Source organism: Synechococcus sp. WC101, from assembly GCF_047461555.1.
GTDB lineage: Bacteria > Cyanobacteriota > Cyanobacteriia > Thermostichales > Thermostichaceae > Thermostichus.
The window spans coordinates 1-19986 of sequence record NZ_JANSHG010000025.1; the positions used below are offsets into that span (position 1 = coordinate 1).

Annotated in this window: 13 protein-coding genes and 1 tRNA gene; 8 read left to right on the forward strand and 6 right to left on the reverse strand. The window is 61.7% G+C overall.

Annotated features, from left to right (window positions below; all coding sequences use genetic code 11):
* Positions 1 to 338: 338 nt before the first annotated feature.
* From NW809_RS03095 to frr, 3 genes are all read right to left on the reverse strand, one after another.
* Positions 339 to 1274, reverse strand: a complete 936-nt coding sequence (locus NW809_RS03095; RefSeq protein ID WP_099883810.1) for a M48 family metallopeptidase — start codon at positions 1272 to 1274, stop codon at positions 339 to 341.
* Between the two features lie 89 nt (positions 1275 to 1363).
* Positions 1364 to 4075, reverse strand: coding sequence for a CBS domain-containing protein (locus tag NW809_RS03100; RefSeq protein WP_414401503.1), 2712 nt, complete (start codon positions 4073 to 4075; stop codon positions 1364 to 1366).
* A gap of 95 nt (positions 4076 to 4170) precedes the next feature.
* Positions 4171 to 4719, reverse strand: coding sequence for a ribosome recycling factor (frr, locus tag NW809_RS03105; RefSeq protein ID WP_011430687.1), 549 nt, complete (start codon positions 4717 to 4719; stop codon positions 4171 to 4173).
* A gap of 156 nt (positions 4720 to 4875) precedes the next feature.
* Here frr and NW809_RS03110 point away from each other — a divergent pair, with 156 nt between their 5' ends.
* The 4 genes from NW809_RS03110 (at position 4876) to crtH (ending at position 9580) form a co-directional block, all read left to right on the forward strand.
* Complete coding sequence (locus tag NW809_RS03110) at positions 4876 to 5736, forward strand: PD-(D/E)XK nuclease family protein (RefSeq protein ID WP_049749827.1); 861 nt, start codon at positions 4876 to 4878, stop codon at positions 5734 to 5736.
* Between the two features lie 85 nt (positions 5737 to 5821).
* Positions 5822 to 6943 carry an ABC transporter ATP-binding protein gene (locus NW809_RS03115; protein WP_414390107.1) on the forward strand — a complete coding sequence of 374 codons (1122 nt, stop codon included), beginning with the start codon at positions 5822 to 5824 and terminating at the stop codon, positions 6941 to 6943.
* Entirely contained in the window at positions 6937 to 7884 is a 948-nt protein-coding gene (locus NW809_RS03120; RefSeq protein WP_414401504.1) for an ABC transporter permease, read from the forward strand. The genes NW809_RS03115 and NW809_RS03120 overlap by 7 nt, the downstream gene beginning before the upstream one ends.
* Positions 7885 to 8023: 139 nt before the next feature.
* A complete protein-coding gene (gene crtH / locus NW809_RS03125) occupies positions 8024 to 9580 on the forward strand; it encodes a carotenoid isomerase (RefSeq protein WP_414401505.1) in 1557 nt (518 codons plus the stop codon).
* A 116-nt stretch (positions 9581 to 9696) separates the two neighbouring features.
* On the opposite strand, the gene NW809_RS03130 is transcribed toward crtH, so the two are convergent.
* Entirely contained in the window at positions 9697 to 9831 is a 135-nt protein-coding gene (locus tag NW809_RS03130; RefSeq protein ID WP_414401506.1) for an MGMT family protein, read from the reverse strand.
* A gap of 15 nt (positions 9832 to 9846) precedes the next feature.
* Here NW809_RS03130 and NW809_RS03135 point away from each other — a divergent pair, with 15 nt between their 5' ends.
* From NW809_RS03135 to NW809_RS03145, 3 genes are all read left to right on the forward strand, one after another.
* Complete coding sequence (locus tag NW809_RS03135) at positions 9847 to 10353, forward strand: ABC transporter substrate-binding protein (RefSeq protein WP_414401507.1); 507 nt, start codon at positions 9847 to 9849, stop codon at positions 10351 to 10353.
* Positions 10354 to 11498: 1145 nt separating this feature from the next.
* Positions 11499 to 13469 (forward strand): tetratricopeptide repeat protein, encoded by a 1971-nt coding sequence (locus NW809_RS03140; protein WP_414401508.1) that lies wholly within the window; start codon positions 11499 to 11501, stop codon positions 13467 to 13469.
* Positions 13470 to 13512: 43 nt separating this feature from the next.
* Positions 13513 to 13596 (forward strand) — tRNA-Leu (locus NW809_RS03145).
* On the opposite strand, the gene NW809_RS03150 is transcribed toward NW809_RS03145, so the two are convergent.
* Complete coding sequence (locus NW809_RS03150; RefSeq protein WP_414401509.1) at positions 13597 to 15708, reverse strand: glycosyltransferase 61 family protein; 2112 nt, start codon at positions 15706 to 15708, stop codon at positions 13597 to 13599. It abuts the tRNA gene before it with no gap.
* 240 nt (positions 15709 to 15948) lie between these two features.
* Here NW809_RS03150 and NW809_RS03155 point away from each other — a divergent pair, with 240 nt between their 5' ends.
* Positions 15949 to 18648 carry a phycobilisome rod-core linker polypeptide gene (locus NW809_RS03155; protein WP_011430677.1) on the forward strand — a complete coding sequence of 900 codons (2700 nt, stop codon included), beginning with the start codon at positions 15949 to 15951 and terminating at the stop codon, positions 18646 to 18648.
* A 37-nt stretch (positions 18649 to 18685) separates the two neighbouring features.
* Here NW809_RS03155 and ruvB read toward each other — a convergent pair whose 3' ends face one another.
* Positions 18686 to 19798: a Holliday junction branch migration DNA helicase RuvB gene (ruvB, locus tag NW809_RS03160; RefSeq protein ID WP_011430676.1), complete on the reverse strand. Its 1113-nt coding sequence runs from the start codon at positions 19796 to 19798 to the stop codon at positions 18686 to 18688.
* Positions 19799 to 19986 lie beyond the last annotated feature (188 nt).

The following is a 19986-nucleotide window of genomic DNA, read 5'->3' on the forward strand; positions in this document are numbered from 1 at the left end:
AGTCAGGAAGAGGTTGTTTGAGCTATGAAACTATATCAACGACCCCCATCATGGGTAAGCGACTAAAGTGGCTAGCGAGCTTTTCCGCCCTGCACTCAAGTGCGGGGCTACCAAGCTATCCTTTTGTGTGGCACGTTCTGTTGCTTGATGTTCTTCCCATGCCTCCTGGCTTGCCCAGTCCTACGGCCCACTGCAAGTGAACCGCGCAGCGGGGCAGGTAGGAAACCCTTTCTCAGCTTACAAGGCTACCCTCGCCTACTGCTCGCGCCAGCGGTGCGAAGCGTTCCCCCCAGATGCGAACCTCCACCCTACGGGGAAAACGGATCCCAGCGGCCTACTCAGGGCAAAACCGGCAGCACCGGCAGAATCTCAACTTCGGTGCGCTGGGTTTGGGGGAGAGATTGCGAAGGCCAAGTGGGGCCGCCGGAGCCATAGGCAGCAGGGCTGACCATGCTGTGCTCGGCGATAAGCTGGTTGAGGCGGGCGATGCGCTCCGCGACAGGGGGATGGGTACGCAAGAAGTCCGGCAGGGATGGACGGGATTGCAACTTGGCCAAAAATTGCGACATGCCCCTGGGATCGAAGCCAGCGCGATAGGCGGCCCACAAACCTTTTTCGTCGGCAACAAACTCGTTTTCGCGGCTTTGCGGTCGGCGCACTCCCAGCTCCAGGGCTAGGGCGGCCAAGGTGTTGTCATCGAGTCCCAGCAATTGGGCGCCGAAGCGGGCGGCGGCAGCCTGCTGCAGTTGCTGGAGGCCGTGACGTTCGCTGATATGGGCGATTTCGTGGCCCAAGACAGCAGCAATTTGGTCGTCGTTGTCGGCAGCTTCCAGGGCGCCAGTGGTGATGTAAACAAAACCACCCATCGTGGCAAAGGCGTTGATGTCTGGATCCTCCACCACCTGAAAGGTATAGGGCAAGTTAGGGCGTTCGCTGTGGGCGGCCACCCGCTGGCCGATGCGGTTCACCCGCTCCACCCAATAGAAATTTGAACTGACGCGAATCTGTCCGCGGGCTTTCAGTTGCTGGTCGATCTGGCGGCCCAAGCTCACCTCTTGGGCGTCGTTTAACTGGCTCACCTGCAGCCATTGCAGGCCGTGGATCAGCAGCCGAACCAGGTCTTGGGCCTGGGCAGGGGATCCCATCCCGGCGGCAAGGATGGCCAGCAGAGCAAAGGCAACCGGCTTGGCCACGCGGCAACTCCGCCGCTGGGGGGGGATGGGGCCCACCGACGGGATTGCCTCGACAGCAGAGCGAGGTTTCAATACCCGCATTGGATCCCTCCAAGACAACCTTCTCTCAGGCTAGCGATCTGGCAATGGGATCGTCCTACCAGAAATGGGCAACCCCTCTACTCTTTTGGCTACTTTGGCTGAGATTGCAGCAAGGGGAAGTGTTTCCGCAGCCAGGCTTCTGCCTCAGCGCGAGTGGTAAGCTCGCCGTTGAGGGTGAGGCAGCGCAGGCGCTCCAAGATCTCCTGAAAAAGAGGGCCCGGCTTGTAGCCCAGGCAACGCAAATCGTGCCCGTTGAGGGGTGGCTTCACCCAATGCCACTCCTGCAAGTAGCGCCAGAGCAGCCGCCGCGCTGGCTTGGCGGCCAGCCCTGCCAACAGGATCACCGCCGGGATGCGCAGCCCCTGCAGCAGCCGTACTACCTGAGCCGGAGACAGGGATCCGGTCTCCAGTTGGGCCAAGAGGGCTTGGTAGTGGGAGAAATGGCTGAGGCGTTCGATGCCCGCTTGGGTGAGGTGGAGCTGGCTGGCTACCTGGGGTGCCTGGGGCAGGGGCAAGAGCAAGGCTTCCAGGCGCAGTTGCCAGATTTCCTGGGATCCCAGCTCAGGGTAGCGGCGGCGGAAGTGAGAGGCCCAGCGGCCCACCCGCTGCAGCCGCCGGTACAGGGAGGGATCCCAGGTCAAAGCGGGGTGAATGCAGCGCAGGGCTCCCCATGCCGCCAGCCGCTCAAAAGCCAAGGGCCAGTCGCGGGAGCGGAGGATGTAGGCCAGCTCCTGCTTGAGGCGCTCCCCGCCGACAGCGTCGTGAAGGCCGCTAGCTACCGCGGCGCGGATCCACTCTTCCGTCGCCGGGTCTAGCCTAAAGCCCAGGTGCACGGCAAAGCGCACTGCCCGGTAGATGCGGGTGGGATCCTCGATGAAGCTGTTGGGGTGCAAGGCGCGGATGATCCCCTTTTGCAAATCGGCTTGCCCCCCGAAAAAATCCAGCAACTGACCCCGCTGGGGGCCGTTGAGGCGCAGGGCCAGAGCGTTGATGGAAAAGTCTCGTCGGTAGAGATCCTGGTGGATGGATCCCATGGCCACCTCAGGAGGCGAGGCCGGGTAGGGGTAAAACTCCGTGCGGGCGCTGGCAATATCCACACAGAAGCCCCCTGGCCAGATCAGGGCGGCGGTTTGGAACTTGCCGTGGATCTCCAAGCGCGCCTCCGGGAAGTGCTGCTTGAGGGCTTTTCCCAGGATCAACCCCCAGCCCGGCGGATCCGTCCCTTGGGGGGTCGAGGGGTAAGGCCCATCCACCACCAAATCCAAATCCAGCCGTTCCAGGCAAGAGGAGGGCTGCCGTCCCCACCGGTGCAGCAGCAGATCCCGCACCGCCCCCCCCACCAGATACAGCCGCAGACCCTTTTCATCGGCAATTCGGGCAGCTTCCTCTAGCAGCCGGCGGTGCTGCGGCGAGAGAGCGGCAAAGGTGAGATCCAAGGGACAAGAGAGAGCAGGAGAAGCCAACTGGGGTGAGAGGGCCGGCAGCTGGTGCAGGTGTCGCAACACATCGGTGCGGGTAACGATCCCCACCAACTGGCCATCCTGGAGCACTGGCAGACGGCCAATGTCCCACTGCACCATCAGCCGCTGGATCTCCGCCAGGGGCGTGTCGGGGGAGAGGGTCTTGACGTCGGTAGTCATGTAGCCCTTGACGGGGGCATGGCCAAAGCCGTGGTGCAGGGCAATGTCGATATCTCGCCGCGAGATCACTCCCACCAGGCGGCCCTGGCCATCCACCACCACCAGGCCGGAGTGGCCATAGCGCAGCAGCACCCGCTGCGCCTCCTGGATAGTAACCTCCGGTCGGATGGTGCGCACCGGCGAGGACATCAAATCCTTGGCCGTCACAGGCGGCGGGATCCGCTCTTTAACCGCCTGGCTGAGGTCGCTCAGCACCTGGGCGGGATCGGGCAGGGGCTGGTCTGGAGAAGCTTTTAGGGTAGCGGCTGCCGCACAGTCGTGGCCGCCGCCACCGTAGCGGGCCATCACTCGGCCCAGTTGGGCAAACTCCTGCCGCGCCCGCCCGATGAGGCTAAGCCGCTCCCCCTGTCGTGCCACCAAGAGCAGCACGTCCACCCCTGTCAGATCCATTAGCCGCATCACCAGGCCGGCCAAGCCGGGCACAAACTCCGGCAGCTCCAGCAGCCACGTTCCCAAGCGGTACTCCCCCACCGCCTCCACCTGCATCTGGGCCAGTCCCTGGCTGAGCAGTTCCTGCATCGGGGGGGTGAGGCCATCGCCCAAAAAGCGCCGCAGCACCACCAGGTTGACTCCCTGACGCATCAGCCAGGTGAGGGCGGCGGCATCGCGGGCGGTGGTCTCCGGGAAGGTCAGGGATCCCGTGTCCATGTGGAGGCCCAACGCCAGCGCCAGCCGCTCGAAAGGGCTGAGGCGGATCCCGGCCCCCTGCAGCCGCTCCACCAGGAGGGTACAGGTGGAGCCCACCGCCTCAATGTGAGCGCTGACCTGCTGCTGCGGCCACAGCTCTTCCAGCGGGGTGGCCGGCAGGTGGTGGTCGAAAATCTCGATCTTCGCCCCAGGAACGCTCAGCCAGGCAGCAGCCTTACCGAGGCGATCCGGGTCGTAACAATCCACCAGGATCCAGCGCTGGACCTGGCGGGGATCCACCGAACGCAGCTCGATGAGGGGAAACTCGTCCCGGTAGAGGGCTAAGAACTCCTGCACTCCCGGCAGGGATCCGCCAGTCAAGGCAATGCGGGCGCTAGGGTAGAGTCGGGCTGCCCCCACTGCCGCCCCTAGGGTGTCGAAATCTGCTGACTGATGACACAAGATGAGGTCCATGCTGGCCTAGGCCGGGATCCCAGCCCCGGGGAGGGAGCTGCTGCTTGGCTGCAGCGGGCCAAAAACAGTTGGCGGGCGTGCTCAAGGACAAAGCCCTAAAGCGTGGTCAGTTCTTTTTCTTTCTCCGCCAGCAGATCGTCGATCTTCTTGATATAGCGGTCGGTCAATTTCTGGATTTCTTCTTGCAAGCTTTTGGACTCGTCTTCGGAGATCTCGCCGTTTTTCTCCCGCTTGCGCACCGAGTCGATGGCGTCGCGGCGGATGTTGCGAATGGAAACCCGGCCCTCTTCGGCCAGCTTGGCCACCTGTTTGCTCAGCTCCTTGCGCCGCTCTTCGGTTAGAGGAGGGATATTGAGGCGCACCACCTTGCCATCGTTGCTGGGGGTTAGGCCCAGGTCGGAGGCGACGATGGCCCGCTCAATTGCTGCCAGGGTCGAGGGATCAAAAGGCTGGATCAAGAGAGTGCTGGCATCTGGAGTGGTGATGCTGGCTAGCGCCTTCAGGGGAGTGGGAACGCCGTAGTACTCCACCTGAACGCGATCCAGCAGGCTGGCGTTAGCCCGCCCGGTGCGCACCGTGTTGAAGGAACGCTGGGTGGCCTGCACCGCTTTGCTCATTAACTCCTCGATCTCAGCTAGCTCCACGACCTTTTCCTCGCTCTCGAAACAGTTTGCAGACGCTCAGACACTAGCGGCAAAAAACCAAGACCTCTAGCACGAGCCTGAGCTTAATTTTATCTTGTCTAGATCCGCGCGCGGCTCTAGAAGCCATTCTCCAGTCCTAGCGGCACTAGAATGGCCATGAACTCCTCTTCTTGGTCCATGCCTGGGATCCCTGCTGCTTTTTCCCCGCTGAGGTTGACGCTTGAGCAGGTCAACCTCTCAGCTTCGGCTCTGGCGCTGTTGGACTACTGCCCCCGCTTGTTTTGCTACGTGTACCTGGAGCGGCTGATTTGGCCGGCAGCGGATGCCTTTGAGCACGAAGCGGAGCAGCAGCGGGGACGCCAGTTTCACCGCCTGGTGGAATCGTACAGCCGCGGGCTCCAGGTGGAGCCGCGCTTGTCGGCCTTGGAGGAGACAGTACGCCAGTGGTGGCAGGTGTTCTTGGCCAGTCCCCATGCCCAGCCGCAGGGGCGGGTGTTGGCGGAACTGCCCCTCTGGCAACGGATTGAGGGGTTTAAGCTGATGGCTCGCCTGGATCGGCTGGTGATTGCGCCGGGATCCCTGCACATTGTCGATTGGAAGACGGAGCGGCAGCGCCCCCCCGACGAACAGTTGGCCCAGGACTGGCAGGTGCGCCTTTACCCGCTGTTGCTCTGCGGGGTGGCCGCTCAACTGCCCCTGGCAGGCCCTTTTGAGCCGGAGCAGGTGCAGCTTACCTTTTGGTATGTGCAGCACCCGCAGCAGCCTTTTCAGTTGCGCTACAGCGCCGCCGCCTACGAGCGGGATCTGGCCCACCTCAAAGCCACCCTAGGCCGCCTGCGGCAACTGGAGGCGCAGGCCTTTCCCGCCCTCCCCTACGGCGAACGCTGTGCCAGTTGCCTGTTTTGCGCCCGTTGCCACGGGCTCATGCCGCCAGGGATCCCTTCCCAGAACCTGACGGACTGGGTTTGGCCGGAAGCGGAGCCACTAGAGGAAACGCCTGAGGCGGAATGGCTATAGCCGCCGGGACCGGGATCTCGGTGACCCCAATCGCTCTCCAAACCTGCATACTGAGTTAGAGAGTATTGCAGGGTTGCTAACTGTGGTGGCAGGAGTCATTGCCGGCACTTCCAGGGATCCCGACTGGGATGTGGAGCTCAAGGGGCTCCGCAAGCGCTTTGGCGATTTTGTGGCCCTCGACGGCATTGACTTGCAGATTCGGCGGGGCGAGTTTTTTGGCCTGTTGGGGCCTTCCGGCTGCGGCAAGACCACGCTGCTGCGCATCATCGCCGGCCTGGAGATGGCTGACGCTGGCGAGGTGGTGATCCGGGGGCGCCCGGTGGGCCATTTGCCCGCCCACAAGCGCAATGTCAACACGGTGTTTCAGAGCTATGCCCTTTTTCCCTTTATGACCGTCGAGGAAAATGTTGCCTTTGGCCTGCGCATGCGGGGGGTGCGAGGGGAGGCGCTGCGCAAGCGGGTGGCCGCCGCTTTGGAATTGGTGGAGATTGGGGATCTGGCCAAGCGCAAGCCGCAGGAGCTCTCCGGCGGGCAGCAGCAGCGGGTGGCCCTGGCCCGCGCCTTGGTCAACGAGCCGGAGGTGCTGCTGTTGGATGAGCCGCTCTCGGCTCTGGATGCCAAGTTGCGCAAGCAGCTTCAGGTGCAGTTGTGCGAGCTCCAGCGCCGCCTGGGCATGACGTTTATCTTTGTTACCCACGACCAGGAGGAGGCCTTGGTTACCAGCGACCGGGTGGCGGTGATGCGGGCCGGGCGCATCGAGCAGGTTGGCCTCATCGACGAGGTGTACGAGCGGCCGGCAACAGCCTTTGTGGCGGACTTTTTGGGGGCCAGCAACCTCATCGAGGGGATCGCCTGTGGCACCGATTGCGTCGATACGCCCCTGGGCAAGCTCAAGGTGCCCGGGATCCCACCCAGCCTGGAGCCGGTGCAGTTGGCCATCCGCCCGGAAAAGATTCAGCTTTCCCGCAGCGGCTGGGATCTGCTGCCCAACCAGGTGCCGGTGTGGGTAAAAAACCTCATCTACACCGGGGCAGAAAACCAGTACCTCTTGCAAACGGCCAGCGGCCAGCAGCTCAAGGCCCTCACCCTCAACGCCGACATCGAGGATCAGGATTTTGCCATCGGGGAGGCCCTAGTGGCTCATCTCCCTCCCAAGAACTTGGTGCACTTGCAGCCGGATCCCCGGCGACAGGAGGCTCCATGCTGAAGCGGCCAGCAGCGGCAGAGCCAGGGATCCAGCGTTTCCAGGTGCGCTCAGGGGAGCTGCTCGCCCCTTGGCAGGAGCTGCTGCGCAGCCTCATCTTTGCCGGGCCGGGGGTGCTCTGGGTGGTAACGTTTTTGGTGCTGCCGGGGCTGTTGCTGCTGGTTTGCAGCTTTCTCAGCAGCGGCCAGTTTGGCCAGGTGGGCCTGCCCCTGACGTTGGCCAACTACCTGCGCATTCTCGGCTATGGCCCCCTGGGCTGGACGCCCATCTACTGGCAGATCTTGGGCCGCAGCCTGCTGGTGGCGGCCGTCACCACCTTCTTCTGTGTGCTCCTGGCCTATCCCCTGGCTTTCTTCATTGCCGCCCACCCGCCCCGACAGCGGGATCTGTTGCTGACGCTGGTGGTGGTGCCCTTCTGGACCAACTTGGTGATCCGCACCTATGCCTGGATGGTGGTGCTGGCTCCGGAGGGGTGGCCGGCACGGCTGGCGGCCTGGCTGGGCTGGATCCCGCCCCAGACGGCTCTCTACCCCAGTTGGCTGGCGGTGTACCTGGGCATGGTCTACACCTTCTTGCCCTACATGGTCCTGCCCCTCTACACGGCCATAGAGCGCATCGACTGGCGCCTGGCAGAGGCAGCCAGGGATCTCTACGCCAACGGCTGGCAGGTTTTCCTGTGGGTGCTTTTGCCCCAGACGCTGCCGGGGCTGGCGGCGGGCCTGATCCTGGTGGCAATTCCGGCGCTGGGCATGTTTGTGGTGCCCGATTTGTTGGGGGGCAGCAAAACCTTGTTGATTGGCAATGTCATCCAGATGCAGTTTGGCGCCAGCCTGGACTACCCTTTTGGAGCGGCCCTCAGCTTTCTGGTTACCGGGCTGAGCCTGGGGCTAATCTACGCCTATAGCCGCTATGTTGGCAGCCGCGGCCTAGAAGAGCTGATCTAAGTCGCTGGCAAGGGATCCCCTCACCCCCAGCCCCTCTCCCTTAGGGAGAGGGGAGTTAGGGATCCGGGAGATGGCGGATCGCCGCTTGCTGGCAAGCTCTGGTAGGTTGAGGATACTGGCGTTGTGCGAGAGGGATCCCTTGACCCAAACTCTGCTTCCTCAGGCTTCCGCCCAGCTCAAGTCCTCTCCCCCGGCAACGTGGGATGTCATTGTCATCGGCGCTGGGATCGGCGGCCTGGTGGCGGCCACCCAGTTGGCGGCCAAGGGCTACCGGGTGTTGGTGCTGGAAAAATATCTCATCCCTGGTGGCAGCGCCGGCTACTTTGAGCGCCCGGATCCCAACGGCAACGGGATCTATCGCTTTGATGTCGGGGCTTCCATGATCTTTGGCCTGGGCACTCAGGGCACCACCAATCTGCTTACCCGCGCCTTGGCTGCCGTGGACCAGTCTTTGGACTCCATCCCCGACCCGGTGCAGATTGCCTACCACCTGCCCCAGGGGCTCAGCCCGCGCGTACACCGGAACTACGAGGAGTTTTTGCAGGAGCTAGCTAGCTATTTCCCTCAGGAAGCGGGCAGCATCCGCCGTTTCTACGACAGCTTCTGGCCTATCTTCAACAGCCTTAACGCCCTGGAGCTGCTCTCTTTGGAGGAGTGGGGCTATCTCTGGCGCTCTTTTGTCGGCAACCCCCGCGCCTGCCTGACTTTGGCCCGCTATTTGCCGGCCAATGTGGGCCAGGTGGCGCGGCGCCACCTACGCGATCCGGCGCTGCTGCGCTTTGTGGACATGGAGTGCTACTGCTGGTCGGTGGTGCCGGCAGAGCGCACGCCCATGATCAACGCCGGCATGGTGTTTTGCGACCGCCACTACGGCGGCGTCAACTACCCCAAGGGAGGGGTGGGGCAGATTGCCCAGAAGCTGGCCCAGGGGCTAGAGGCCTGCGGCGGGCAAATCCGCTACGGGGCGCCGGTGCGGCGGATTCTGGAAGAGCGCGGACGAGCAGTGGGGGTCGAGCTCTCCACAGGGGAAAAGCTCTGGGCCCGCAAGGTCATCTCCAATGCCACCCGCTGGGATACTTTTGAGCGCCTCTGGCCGGGATCCCTGCCGGCGGCGGAGCGGCGCTGGCAAAGCCGCTACCAACAGTCCCCCAGTTTCTTAAGCCTGCACTTGGGGGTGCGGGCCGAGCCTCTGGCCGGCGAGCGCTACTGCCACCACATTCTTCTAGAAGATTGGCAAGACCTGGAGGCGGAGCAGGGCACGATCTTCGTCTCCATCCCCACGCTTTTGGATCCGGAGCTGGCGCCGCCGGGCCGCCACATTGTCCACGCCTTTACCCCCAGTTGGATGCAGACGTGGCAGGGCTTGAGCCCAGAGCAGTACCGGCAACAAAAACAAGCGGCAGCCCAGCGCCTTATCCGCCGTCTGGAGGCCCTTTGGCCAGAGCTGGGATCCCACATTGAACTGCAGGAAGTGGGCACGCCCCGCACCCACCGCCGCTTCTTAGGCCGCGTTAATGGTACCTACGGCCCCATCCCTCGCGGCACTCCCTGGGGACTCTTGGGCATGCCCTTCAACCGCACGGCCATCCCCAACCTCTACTGCGTGGGGGATAGCACATTCCCCGGCCAGGGACTCAACGCTGTCGCTTTCTCTGGGTTTGCCTGCGCCCACCGGGTAGCGGCGGACCTTTCCTAAAGCTGTCTCCAATTTCTAGGAACCCCCCGCAGTCGTCTTGCATTGAACCCCTTCCGACTGCGAGAGCTCTTGCATGAGCGTCGGGGTGAGGCATTGAAGCGGGCAGCCTAGAGCGCTCAACCGACCCTGCGTGCAGCGGAGCGTACCCCCAGGGCCTCGGCAAGGTGACCGTAGGTAGTAACTTTGCCTGCCAGAATCTGGCAAACCACTTTGTGGACTCGCTCGAAGCAATCCCGATGATTGGCAGACATGTTCCGCGACCGCGATTGCCAGAGCGCATCGTGTGCTTGACGGAGGAGACGGCAGAGACGCTCTACGCCCTGGGTGCTGGGGATCTCGTCGTCGGCATTTCTGGATTTACGGTGCGTCCGCCGGAGGCGCGGAAGAAGCCGAAGGTGTCCACCCTTCTGGATGCCAACATCGAACGGATTTTGGCGCTGCAGCCCGATGTTGTGCTTGCATGGTCCGATCTGCAGGCAAACATTTGCGCTGAGCTCATTCGCCAGGGGGTGGAGGTTGTCTGCTTCAACCAGCGCACGGTTGAGGGGATCCTCTCCATGATCCTGCGCCTTGGGGCACTGGTGGGGCGAGCTGCTCAGGCACGGGCATATGTGCGCTCCTTGCGGGAGGGATTGCACCGAGCTATGCAGCGTGGACAGCAACGGCGCCGCCGTCCACGGGTCTACTTCGAGGAGTGGGATAACCCCTTGATTACAGGCATCGGCTGGATCAGCGAACTCATTCGTCTATGTGGAACTGTTTCCAATTTCTAGAGATCCCCCCGAAGGAGAAACTTGATCGATGAGGATCGGATCCCGCCAGAATTTGAGATTTCCAATGTCCAGGGATCCCCACGAAGGGGGAACCTTATATTTTTGAAAACCTATCTCTGTTAGGAGGTCAGGTTTCCAATTTCTAGGGATCCCCACAAAGGGGGAACTACCTAGCCGTCAGCAAGATAAGCGATCAAGGTGGATGCGTTTCCAATTTCTAGGGATCCCCACAAAGGGGGAACAGGTGGTAGTGTTCTGGGTCTATGCTCCGTTGGAGGTTTGCCGTTTCCAATTTCTAGGGATCCCCACAAAGGGGGAACGTTAAACTGAGGGCGCAAGCAGAACTGCTGCTGCGGCAGGTTTCCAATTTCTAGGGATCCCCACAAGGGGGGAACTGGGCCACTTTGGACACGTGTAGGTGAAGCCGTCCAGGGGTTTCCAATTTCTAGGGATCCCCACAAAGGGGGAACTATAAGGCCCACGTTAGCCCTGCTAACGCTCAATTCTGGTTTCCAATTTCTAGGGATCCCCACAAAGGGGGAACTCCAAGCTGCACATCCGCGTTGCTGCCGACCGCCCGTAGTTTCCAATTTCTAGGGATCCCCACCAAGGGGGAACAGCTGAAATGAAGATTAATGGGTTCTCCCTCAAGGAGGCGTTTCCAATTTCTAGGGATCCCCACGAAGGGGGAACGGGATGAGGGTTGTAATTGTAGCACCTGTCAATCTACAAGTTTCCAATTTCTAGGGATCCCCACGAAGGGGGAACTGTCTAGATTACACATCAAACCTTAACCTAAAAGACGGGGTTTCCAATTTCTAGGGATCCCCACAAAGGGGGAACTCTACCCCCATTAAACCCAAGCAGGGCAAGGGATGCAAGACCCATTTGCGAGGGATCCGAGAAAAAGTTGGCAAAAGGAGCTATGGCGAGGGGGCTTTGGGGCCTGAAAGCCTTGTGGCGCAAGGCGTCGAGGGATCTGACGAAAGAATCAGCCTTTTGGGGTTTTGGTGGATTGCTCGCAGAGCTGCGGATACCGTTTTCTTGTGCTTTTGGCAACATGAGCCTCAGGGGGCGGTGAGGAGGGTTCTGACCGAGCTGAAGCGCCTATAGTGGGGGAAGTTCTCCAGCTTCCGTGGCTGTCGATGTCGGATCTCACCCTTACAGAGAAGCTTCTAGCCGGGATCCAGGCCCAGCAGGCTGGCGACCTGCGGACAGCGGAAGCCATCTACTCAGAAATTCTGGTGGAGTTTCCAGATCAAGCCGACGCTCTCCATCTGCTGGGGACGGTGGCCCACGCCAAAGGGGAGGAGGAATGGGCGGCTGCTTTGATTGCCGAGGCCATTGAGCTCAATCCCCGCGTAGCCCTCTATCACCACAACCTGGGCGTTGTCTATGAGTCTTTGGGGCAACTGGAAAAGGCTCTATCTTGCTATCGGCAAAGCCTGAGCCTCCATCCCAAGGCTTACCTTTCTGCCTTTCAAGCGGGCAAGATTCTTGTTAACCTAGGCCGCCACGAAGAGGCAATCTCCTTGCTGGGCTCCCTGTTAGAAAATCCAGATCCACTAGCAGGGATCCCTTGGGCTGAGGTGCATTTTTATCTGGGGATAGCCCATCGCGAGCAAGGGGAACACAGCGCGGCTCTGGATCACCTGGAAAAGGCATGGACTTTGGATCCTAACTTGGTGCAAGCCCGCTGGCTTTACCACCTCTATCTGCCGGCTATCTATCAGGATGAACAGGAGCTGCACCGCTTTCGCTTGCGCTTTGTAGAACACCTGGATCGCCTCATTCAGGAGACGCCTCTAGACACCCCAGAGCAGCGGCGGCTTGCCTTTTTAGGGTCAAGTTGGGGAACGCCTCACCTTCTGCAGTACCAGGGCTACGACGACTTGGAGCTGCAGAAGAAATACGCTCAGTTGGTGCAGCGCATTGTGAAAGCCTGCTACCCCGATTGGGAGTATCTTCCCCGGCAAGCCCGGCCAGGGGATCCCATTCGCGTTGGGTTTGTCTCGGCCTCCATGCGCGCTTGCTCTTACAGCCGCCTTTCTTTGGGGTGGGTGAAGTACTTAAAGGCCAGCTCCAAGCAGCCTTTCCAGGTCTTTGCCTACCACTTGGATCCCAGAGTTGATTTCCTGACGGAGCAATATCGTCAGCATGCCGATGTCTTCCGCCACATTCCCACTGGCTTTGAAGAGGCTGCCCGCCAAATTTTGCAGGATCAGCTGGATGTTTTGGTGTACCTGGAAATTGGCCTTTCTCCCCTTATGTTGCAGCTGGCGTCCCTGCGGCTAGCCCCCGTCCAATGCTCCACCTGGGCTCATCCCGTTACTTCGGGACTGTCGACCATTGACTACTTTCTCTCCAGCGACCTCATGGAGCCTGAAAATGGGCAGGCCCACTACAGCGAAACCCTGGTTCGACTGCCCCGCCTGGGTACCTGTTTTGAAAAGCCCGTTTTGCCTCCCCAGAGACGTTACCGCGAGGACTTTGGTCTGCCTCAAGAGGCCGTTGTCTATCTCACCTGCCAGTATTTGGGCAAGTACCTGCCGCAATACGACTACCTTTTTCCAGCTATTGCTCGGCAAGTGCCCAGGGCCCAATTTGTCTTCTTGGCCTTGCCCAATGCCGCCATTGGTCAGCGCTTCTGGCAGCGGCTTGCCTCCATCTTTTCCAGCTATGGTCTTGCGGTGGAAGACCACTGTCGAATCCTGCCCGCCTTGGATCATCAAGACTACCTAGATCTCAATCGCTGCGCGGACATCATGCTGGACTCCTACGGCTGGTCGGGCGGGATCACCACCCTGGAAGCCATTGCTGCCGGCTTGCCGGTGGTCACCTGCCCTGGCCGGTTCCTGCGGGGCCGCCACACCTACGCCATCCTCAAAAGGATGGGCCTTGATCTTTTGATTGCCCAAGACCTCCAGCGCTACGAAGATCTAGCCGTGCAACTGGGAAGGGATCCCCAATTTCGGCAGCAAATTTCTCAGCAGATCCAACAGCGGCGCGACCTGCTTTTTGAGGATCGAGACTGCGTAGCCGCCCTGGCCCATTTCTTGCGCCAGGCTGTCTGGCAGAAGCTGGCATGCCATACTCTCCCTATAGAAGCCTCCTAGCCCCCTGCAGCAAAGAGTCTGGTAGAGTAGTACGGCTACTTTAGGGATCGTGGCGGAATGGTAGACGCTACGGACTTAAAATCCGTTGTTCTTCAAGAACGTGAGGGTTCGAGTCCCTCCGATCCCATTACTGCAGCCCTGTTTGCTCTAGCAAGGCAAGTAGAGCCGGAACCGGCACCCAGGCATCCTCCCGGTCTAGCTCTGGGCTAGCCAGCAGGGCCACCAGGGCGGGGTCGCAGGTTGGGGCCACTAGGGGAAAGTAGTTTAGCCCCACCACCTGGGCAAGGCTCCAGAAGTAGGGGAGCACGGCGTTGCTGGGGAAGATCTCGATGGCAATTGTGCCAGGCTGACAAAAGGCAAGGTTGGTCAGGCCCGCCCCGTGGATCCCCATGACTGCCTCTGCCCTTTGCATCAAGGCTATCTGTTCGGCTAGGGAAAGGACTTCCAGTTGCACAGGCACAAAGCCCCAGGGGCGCAAGGCCTCCAGCACCTCCGCCTCGTTGATGACCCGCCGCCAGCGTGCAGCACGACGGCTAATGTAAACCCGCCGCGGCAACAAGGGATCCGCCGCCTGCCCCAGAGGAACCAGTTGCTGCAGCACCTTCCAGCCCCTGGGGGTTAGACACCCCACCGGCCCAGCCAGCGAGGGCACAATGAGGTTCTGCGCTTGCAGATGGGATCCCCCCACCTGCTCGAAGCTTAGAAGGCGTTCTGTGGGGATCCCCAGGGAAGCTAAGCTCTGCACCTGGAAGGGCTTGCCCTGGTAGCCATGGATCAAGATGGGAATGTCCTTTTCGAGGAAGCCGGCGCGGCGTAGGAGCTCGAGGGCGGGCAGGATGTCCACCATCCAATGGAAGTAGTTGACCGCCCCCAGGGGCAAGAGGGCAGCAGAGCCCTCCAGCGGAATTGGCGGCGGCAGGTGAGGCAAGTCCCAAATGGGGTGGTGTTCCAGGTGCTCCGACTTCCAGTCCCAGTCGAGAAACTCCGGCGGTGGCAAGCCGGGGGAGACGTCGGCCAGCAACTCCCTCCTACGGGTAAGCACGGCGCTGGCAAAGCTGGCGTAGAGGTGGCGGGGATAGTGGCCCACGTGCACGGATCCCTGCGGGATCTGGGCCACAAAGGTCTCGGCCAGCGGGATCCGCTGTGAGCGCAGCTTTTGCCCAAGGGCAGGGTCAGCCGTCGGAGGGGCTTGCCGGTAGAGAACCCCTTCTGGATCCAACACCTGGTAGCTGCCCTCGCCCGTGGCCTGGTGCCACTGCCGGGTGGTGAGGTAGCCCTGGCTGGGCACGGGCAGGGAGTTGCCAGCACTGGGCAGTGGGCTCTGGCAGGCTGGGGAAGGAAGGGTTGCCTGCGCAGGGATCCAGCGCTGCCGCCAGAGGCGATACCGCTCTTGCCAAAGCTTGCCCGGGGATCCCTGCAGGGCCTGCTCCAGCTCCAGCCGCAGCCGACTGTCTCTGCCGCTGCCCTCACACCAGGCCTGTAGCCACTCCCGCTCCGCCGCCAGCGCCTGCCGGAACTTCTCCCAAGCCCCCTGCGGGTCATTCCGCCGCACCTGAGCCTCTACCCAGTAGCTGTAGAGCTCTGCTGTCTGGGTGCCCCGCGCCGCTGCCTCCTGAAAGCAGGCCACCGCCTGCTCCAGCTCCCCCAGATCCAGCCAAGCCAGGCCCATCTGCACCCAGGGATCCCCCCACTCTGGCCTTAGCCGCGCTGCCTCCTGGAGAGGGGAGAGGGCCTCCCGCAACCGGCCCAGCTTGAGCAGGGCCAGGCCCCAGCGCCAAAAGCTCTCCGTGGCCGTTGGATCCCAGCGGCAGGCCTCTTCAAACCACTCTGCTGCTTCTAGCCACAGTCGGCTGCGCTCCTGGACTAGGCCAAGGCGATGGGCCGCCAACGCCGCCTCTGGGGCAGCGCCACTTTCTAGCAACTGCCGATACAAAGCCGCCGCCTGCGGCCACTGCCCCCTTTCCCACAGCCCCTCTGCCAGCTCCAGCAGTCCCTCTGCCCAGCAGCGGGTAGCCTCAGCTTCGGCCCCTAGGAGGGCCAGACCCTCCTGCCAAGTGAGCTGCGCCTCTAGCTCCCGCCCCAGGAGTAGGTAGGCAGATCCCAGCCACCAATACAGCAGGGGCTCTTGGGATCCCTGCTCAAGCTGCCGCTGCAAACTTTGAGCAACAGAGCCGTAGCATCCCTGTTCCCAGTCTGCCCGCAGAGAGTCGGGAAGGTGCAAAGAAGGGTCAGAGGCCATGGTTTTTGACGAGAAGGCAACTGAGAATGAGTGTTACAAACTGCAACAACCTCCCCCCTCTGGTCGCATCCCCCTAGTATTCTAGGCTTGGCTTCCCCCTCAGGGACGCGGCGTCCATTCCTCCCCAACTCTGAGAGGGATGGGGGCCGGTTTAGCTAAGTCCATGGGTCAGCCCCTTTCCCGGGGCATCCTCCCTGAGCCTTGTCGGCAGTTTTTCGATAAACGGAGTTTAAGAGAGCGATGGGTATCAACGCATCTGGCGGCGCAGTCGTCTCCAGCCCCCGTCTTTACCAAACCGTGCCCCTCTCCACCATCTCCCAGGCAGAACAGCAGGATCGCTACCTCTCGCGCACCGAGCTGGATCGCCTTGACGACTTTTTCTCCAGCGGTCTGAAGCGGCTGCAGATTGCCGAGGTCATCGCCGCCAACTCCGAAATCATTGTCAGCCGGGCTGCCAACCGCATCTTCACCGGCGGCTCCCCCATGGCCTACCTGGAGCGGCCAGAAGTCACTCAAGACGAGAAAGAAGCCTTTAAGCTGGGCACCGCCTTCTATGTGGAGTCCACGGGTGGCTTCCTCGAGGCCATCCGCAATCTCTTCAGCGCCAGCGGCGTGGAGATCCCGCCCAACTTCCGCCCCATCAACATCTCCCGCTACGGGGCTGCCAACATGCGCAAGTCCCTGCGGGATCTAAGCTGGTTCCTGCGCTATGTCACCTACGCCCTGGTGGCCGGGGATCCCAACATCCTTGTGGTTAACACCCGGGGCCTGCGGGAGATCATCGAAAACGCCTGCTCTGCCGAGGCCACCATTGTCGCCATCCAAGAGATGAAGCGGGCCTCAGCCAGCTACTTCCGCAAAGATGGCGAGGCGGTGGCCATCATCAACCAGTATTTCGACGTGCTCTTGAGCGAGTTCATTGCCCCTGCTCCCTCCGACAAGCTGCGGCAGCGCAACGCCAGCACCGCCGATGGCCTGCCCTTGCAAGGGCTACAGCTACCCCAGGTTTACAACTTGGCCGCAGAAAAGGTTCCCGTCTTTGCCATGAAGCCGGGGCTTTCCAATGCTGAGAAAGAAGAGGTCATCAAAGCCGCCTACCGGCAGGTGTTCGAGCGGGATATCCGCCGTGCCTATGGCCTTAAGCTGGCCGACCTGGAGTCGAAGGTCAAAAACGGCGAGATCTCCATGAAGGAGTTTATCCGCCGCCTGGGCAAATCCGAACTCTACCGCAAGCAGTTCTACGAGCCCTACATCAACAGCCGCGTTGTGGAGCTGGCCTTCCGCCACTTCCTGGGACGGGCACCAGAGACCCGTGAAGAGGTGCAGACCTACTTTGCCATCGTCTCCAGCAAGGGCCTGGCCGGCTTGGTGGATGCGCTGGTGGACAGCCGCGAGTACGGCGACTACTTCGGCGAGGAGACGGTGCCCTACCTGCGCAAGCTGGGGGTGGAAGCCCAAACCAGCGCCAACTGGGGGCCCAAGTTTGACCTCTACAACTACGCGGCTCCGCGCCGCAAGGTGCCCCAATTCATTACCCTCTTTGCCCGCTACAACCGCCCCCTGCCGGATCAGCACGCCTACGGTGTCGGCAACGACCCGCTGGAGATCCAATTTGGCGCCATCTTCCCCAAAGAAACCCGCTCCCTCAACGCCAGCCCCGCCCCCTTCAACAAGGATGTCAAGCGCATCCTTATTCGGCGCGGCTTTGCCCTCACCAACGAGCGCACCAATCCCAAGGCGGCAGGGGATCCCGGCAGCCTTGGCCCCAAAGTCTTCAAGCTTACCCAAACCCCTGGCGATCGCAGCCGGCGTTTGGGGGTGCGGGCCGGGGTTGTTGGCAGCGAAGTCTCGACCCAGGCGGTGATCCGCGCCTGCTACCAGCAGGTGTACGGCTATGTGCCCTATGAAGGCCAACGGCTAACCCGCTGGGAGATCAAGCTGGAGTCGGGCGAGATTACCGTCAAAGAGTTTGTCCGCCAGTTGGCCAAGTCAGATCTGTTCCGCAACAAGTACTGGTCTAGTCTCTATGTCTGCAAGGCCATCGAGTTCATCCACCGCAAGCTGCTGGGCCGGCCCACCTACGGCCGGCAGGAGATGAACCGGCTGTTTGACATCGCCTCCAAGCAGGGCTTCTACGCCGTGGTGGACGCCATCCTCGACAGCGAGGAGTACCAGCAGGTCTTCGGGGAAGACGTCGTGCCCTACGAGCGCTACCTCACCCCTGCCGGTCTAGCGCGGCGGCGCATGCGCCCCGGATCCAGCGACATGGCCGTGGTCACCAGGCCCATCCGCACCGACGACGATATCCCCCTCTTTGTCAAGCTGGGCCAGCCCCAGGACAAGCCCTCCGGCGAGCTGGAGATCCAGCGGCGAGTCCAGCAGGGGGTGCCCAAGGTGCGCCAGGAGGTACCCATCTTCAAGCTCACCAGCCTGGCCAACAAAGCCGAGGTCAACAACCTCATCCGCGCCGCCTACCGGCAGATCTTCGAGCGCGACATGGACATCTACAACATCAGCGCCGAGCTCAGCTCTGCCGAGTCCAAGCTGCGCAATGGCGAGATCACCGTCAAGGAGTTCGTCGAGGCGCTGGGGTGCTCGGAACTGTACCGCTCCGAGTTCTACGCTCCCTATCCCAATACCAAGGTGATCGAGCTGGGCACCAAGCACTTCCTGGGCCGCGCACCCCTAAACCAGCAGGAGATCCGCAAGTACAACCAGATCTTGGCCACCCAGGGGTTGAAGGCCTTCGTGCGCGCCCTGCTCAACACCCAGGAGTATCGCGATCTCTTCGGCGAGGACACGGTGCCCTACCGCCGCTTCCCCACCTTGCCGGCGGCCAACTTCCCCAACACCCAAGAGCTGTATGGCCGCCTCACCAAGCAAAACAAGGAGCTCGTGGTGCCCAGTTTCAGACCTGTTGGCAGCAACGATCGCAGCTAGCTCAACCCCCCTCTCCCCTGGTGGGAGAGGAAAACCATTAGCTCCACACAGGCAGAGGGGACTGGGCTGTGTAGCCTAAGTGCTGCAGGGCAGCGGGGGTAACCACCCGACCCCTTGGCGTGCGCTGCAGGTAGCCAATCTGCAGCAGGTAGGGTTCGTACACCTCCTCAATTGTCTGGGGATCTTCACCTGTCACTGCGGCCATGGTCTCCAAGCCCACGGGCCCTCCCCCAAACTGCTCCACCAGTACCGTCAGCAGCTTGCGATCCGTCCAGTCCAAACCCATGGGATCCACCTGAAACAGCTCCAGGGCAGCGGCTGCCACCTCACGGCTGATGTGGCCATCCCCCCGCACCTGGGCATAATCGCGCACTCGCTTCAGGAGGCGGTTGGCAATGCGCGGTGTGCCTCGGGATCGGCGGGCAATCTCCTCGGCTCCCGCTCGGTCAATGGAGGTGTTCAAGAGGCGAGCGCTGCGCAACACAATTTCCGCCAGTTCGTGGGGCTCATAGAAGCGCAGCCGCTGCACCTGGCCAAAGCGATCCCGCAGCGGCGAAGTCAGAGCGCCAATGCGGGTAGTGGCCCCGATGAGGGTAAAGCGCTCCAGGGGTATGGAGGTGATGCGGGCCGAGCGTCCCTTGCCAACAGTGATGTCGAGGCGAAAATCCTCCATTGCTGGATAGAGCAGCTCTTCGGTTACCTTGGGCAGGCGGTGGATCTCGTCGATAAACAGCACGTCCCCCTGCTTCAGGCGCACCAAGTAGCCGGCAATGTCACGGGGGCTCTCCAGCGCCGGGGCCGTGGTCATGTAGAAGCGGGATCCCATCTCCGCCGCCAGCACCGCGGCCACCGTGGTTTTGCCCAAGCCAGGCGGGCCGTAGAACAGCAGGTGATCCAAAGGCTCCCCGCGGGCGCGGGCCGCTGCAATAGCGATGGAGAGCACTTCCTTCAGCTCTGTCTGGCCAATGTACTCTGCCAGGGTGCGCGGGCGCAGGGATTCTTCTTGAGCTTCGCTGGGGTGAGCCTGCGGTTGCAGTAGCCCTTCCGCCCTAGCAAAAGCCAATTTCGACTCTCTTCTGCGAGCAGAACTCTTTTGCTGCCGCTGCCCGGGATCCTCAGCCCCCGCAGCCCGAGAAGAAATGATCGCCATATCCTTTACTCGCAGATGCGATAGCCCTACTCTAACTGACTGGGGGAAAGATCCTGGTGAAACCGTTTGCCATTTTGGTCTCCCACCTGGATCGGAGAGGGCGGTAGAAGAAAAAACCCCCCAGCGTCTGCCAGGGGATTCAAGAAGGACTGGTCGACTAGGTCAGGAGTGGATTAGCCGCGGATGGC

Excerpts from the sequence above, each read along its gene's own strand:
- NW809_RS03110 (WP_049749827.1), top strand. The coding sequence starts at position 4,876 with ATGAACTCCTCTTCTTGGTCCATGCCTGGGATCCCTGCTGCTTTTTCC.
- NW809_RS03095 (WP_099883810.1), bottom strand. The coding sequence starts at position 1,274 with ATGCGGGTATTGAAACCTCGCTCTGCTGTCGAGGCAATCCCGTCGGTG.
- NW809_RS03130 (WP_414401506.1), bottom strand. The coding sequence starts at position 9,831 with ATGTCTGCCAATCATCGGGATTGCTTCGAGCGAGTCCACAAAGTGGTT.
- NW809_RS03120 (WP_414401504.1), top strand. The coding sequence starts at position 6,937 with ATGCTGAAGCGGCCAGCAGCGGCAGAGCCAGGGATCCAGCGTTTCCAG.
- NW809_RS03150 (WP_414401509.1), bottom strand. The coding sequence starts at position 15,708 with ATGGCCTCTGACCCTTCTTTGCACCTTCCCGACTCTCTGCGGGCAGAC.
- NW809_RS03155 (WP_011430677.1), top strand. The coding sequence starts at position 15,949 with ATGGGTATCAACGCATCTGGCGGCGCAGTCGTCTCCAGCCCCCGTCTT.
- NW809_RS03140 (WP_414401508.1), top strand. The coding sequence starts at position 11,499 with ATGTCGGATCTCACCCTTACAGAGAAGCTTCTAGCCGGGATCCAGGCC.
- NW809_RS03100 (WP_414401503.1), bottom strand. The coding sequence starts at position 4,075 with ATGGACCTCATCTTGTGTCATCAGTCAGCAGATTTCGACACCCTAGGG.
- ruvB (WP_011430676.1), bottom strand. The coding sequence starts at position 19,798 with ATGGCGATCATTTCTTCTCGGGCTGCGGGGGCTGAGGATCCCGGGCAG.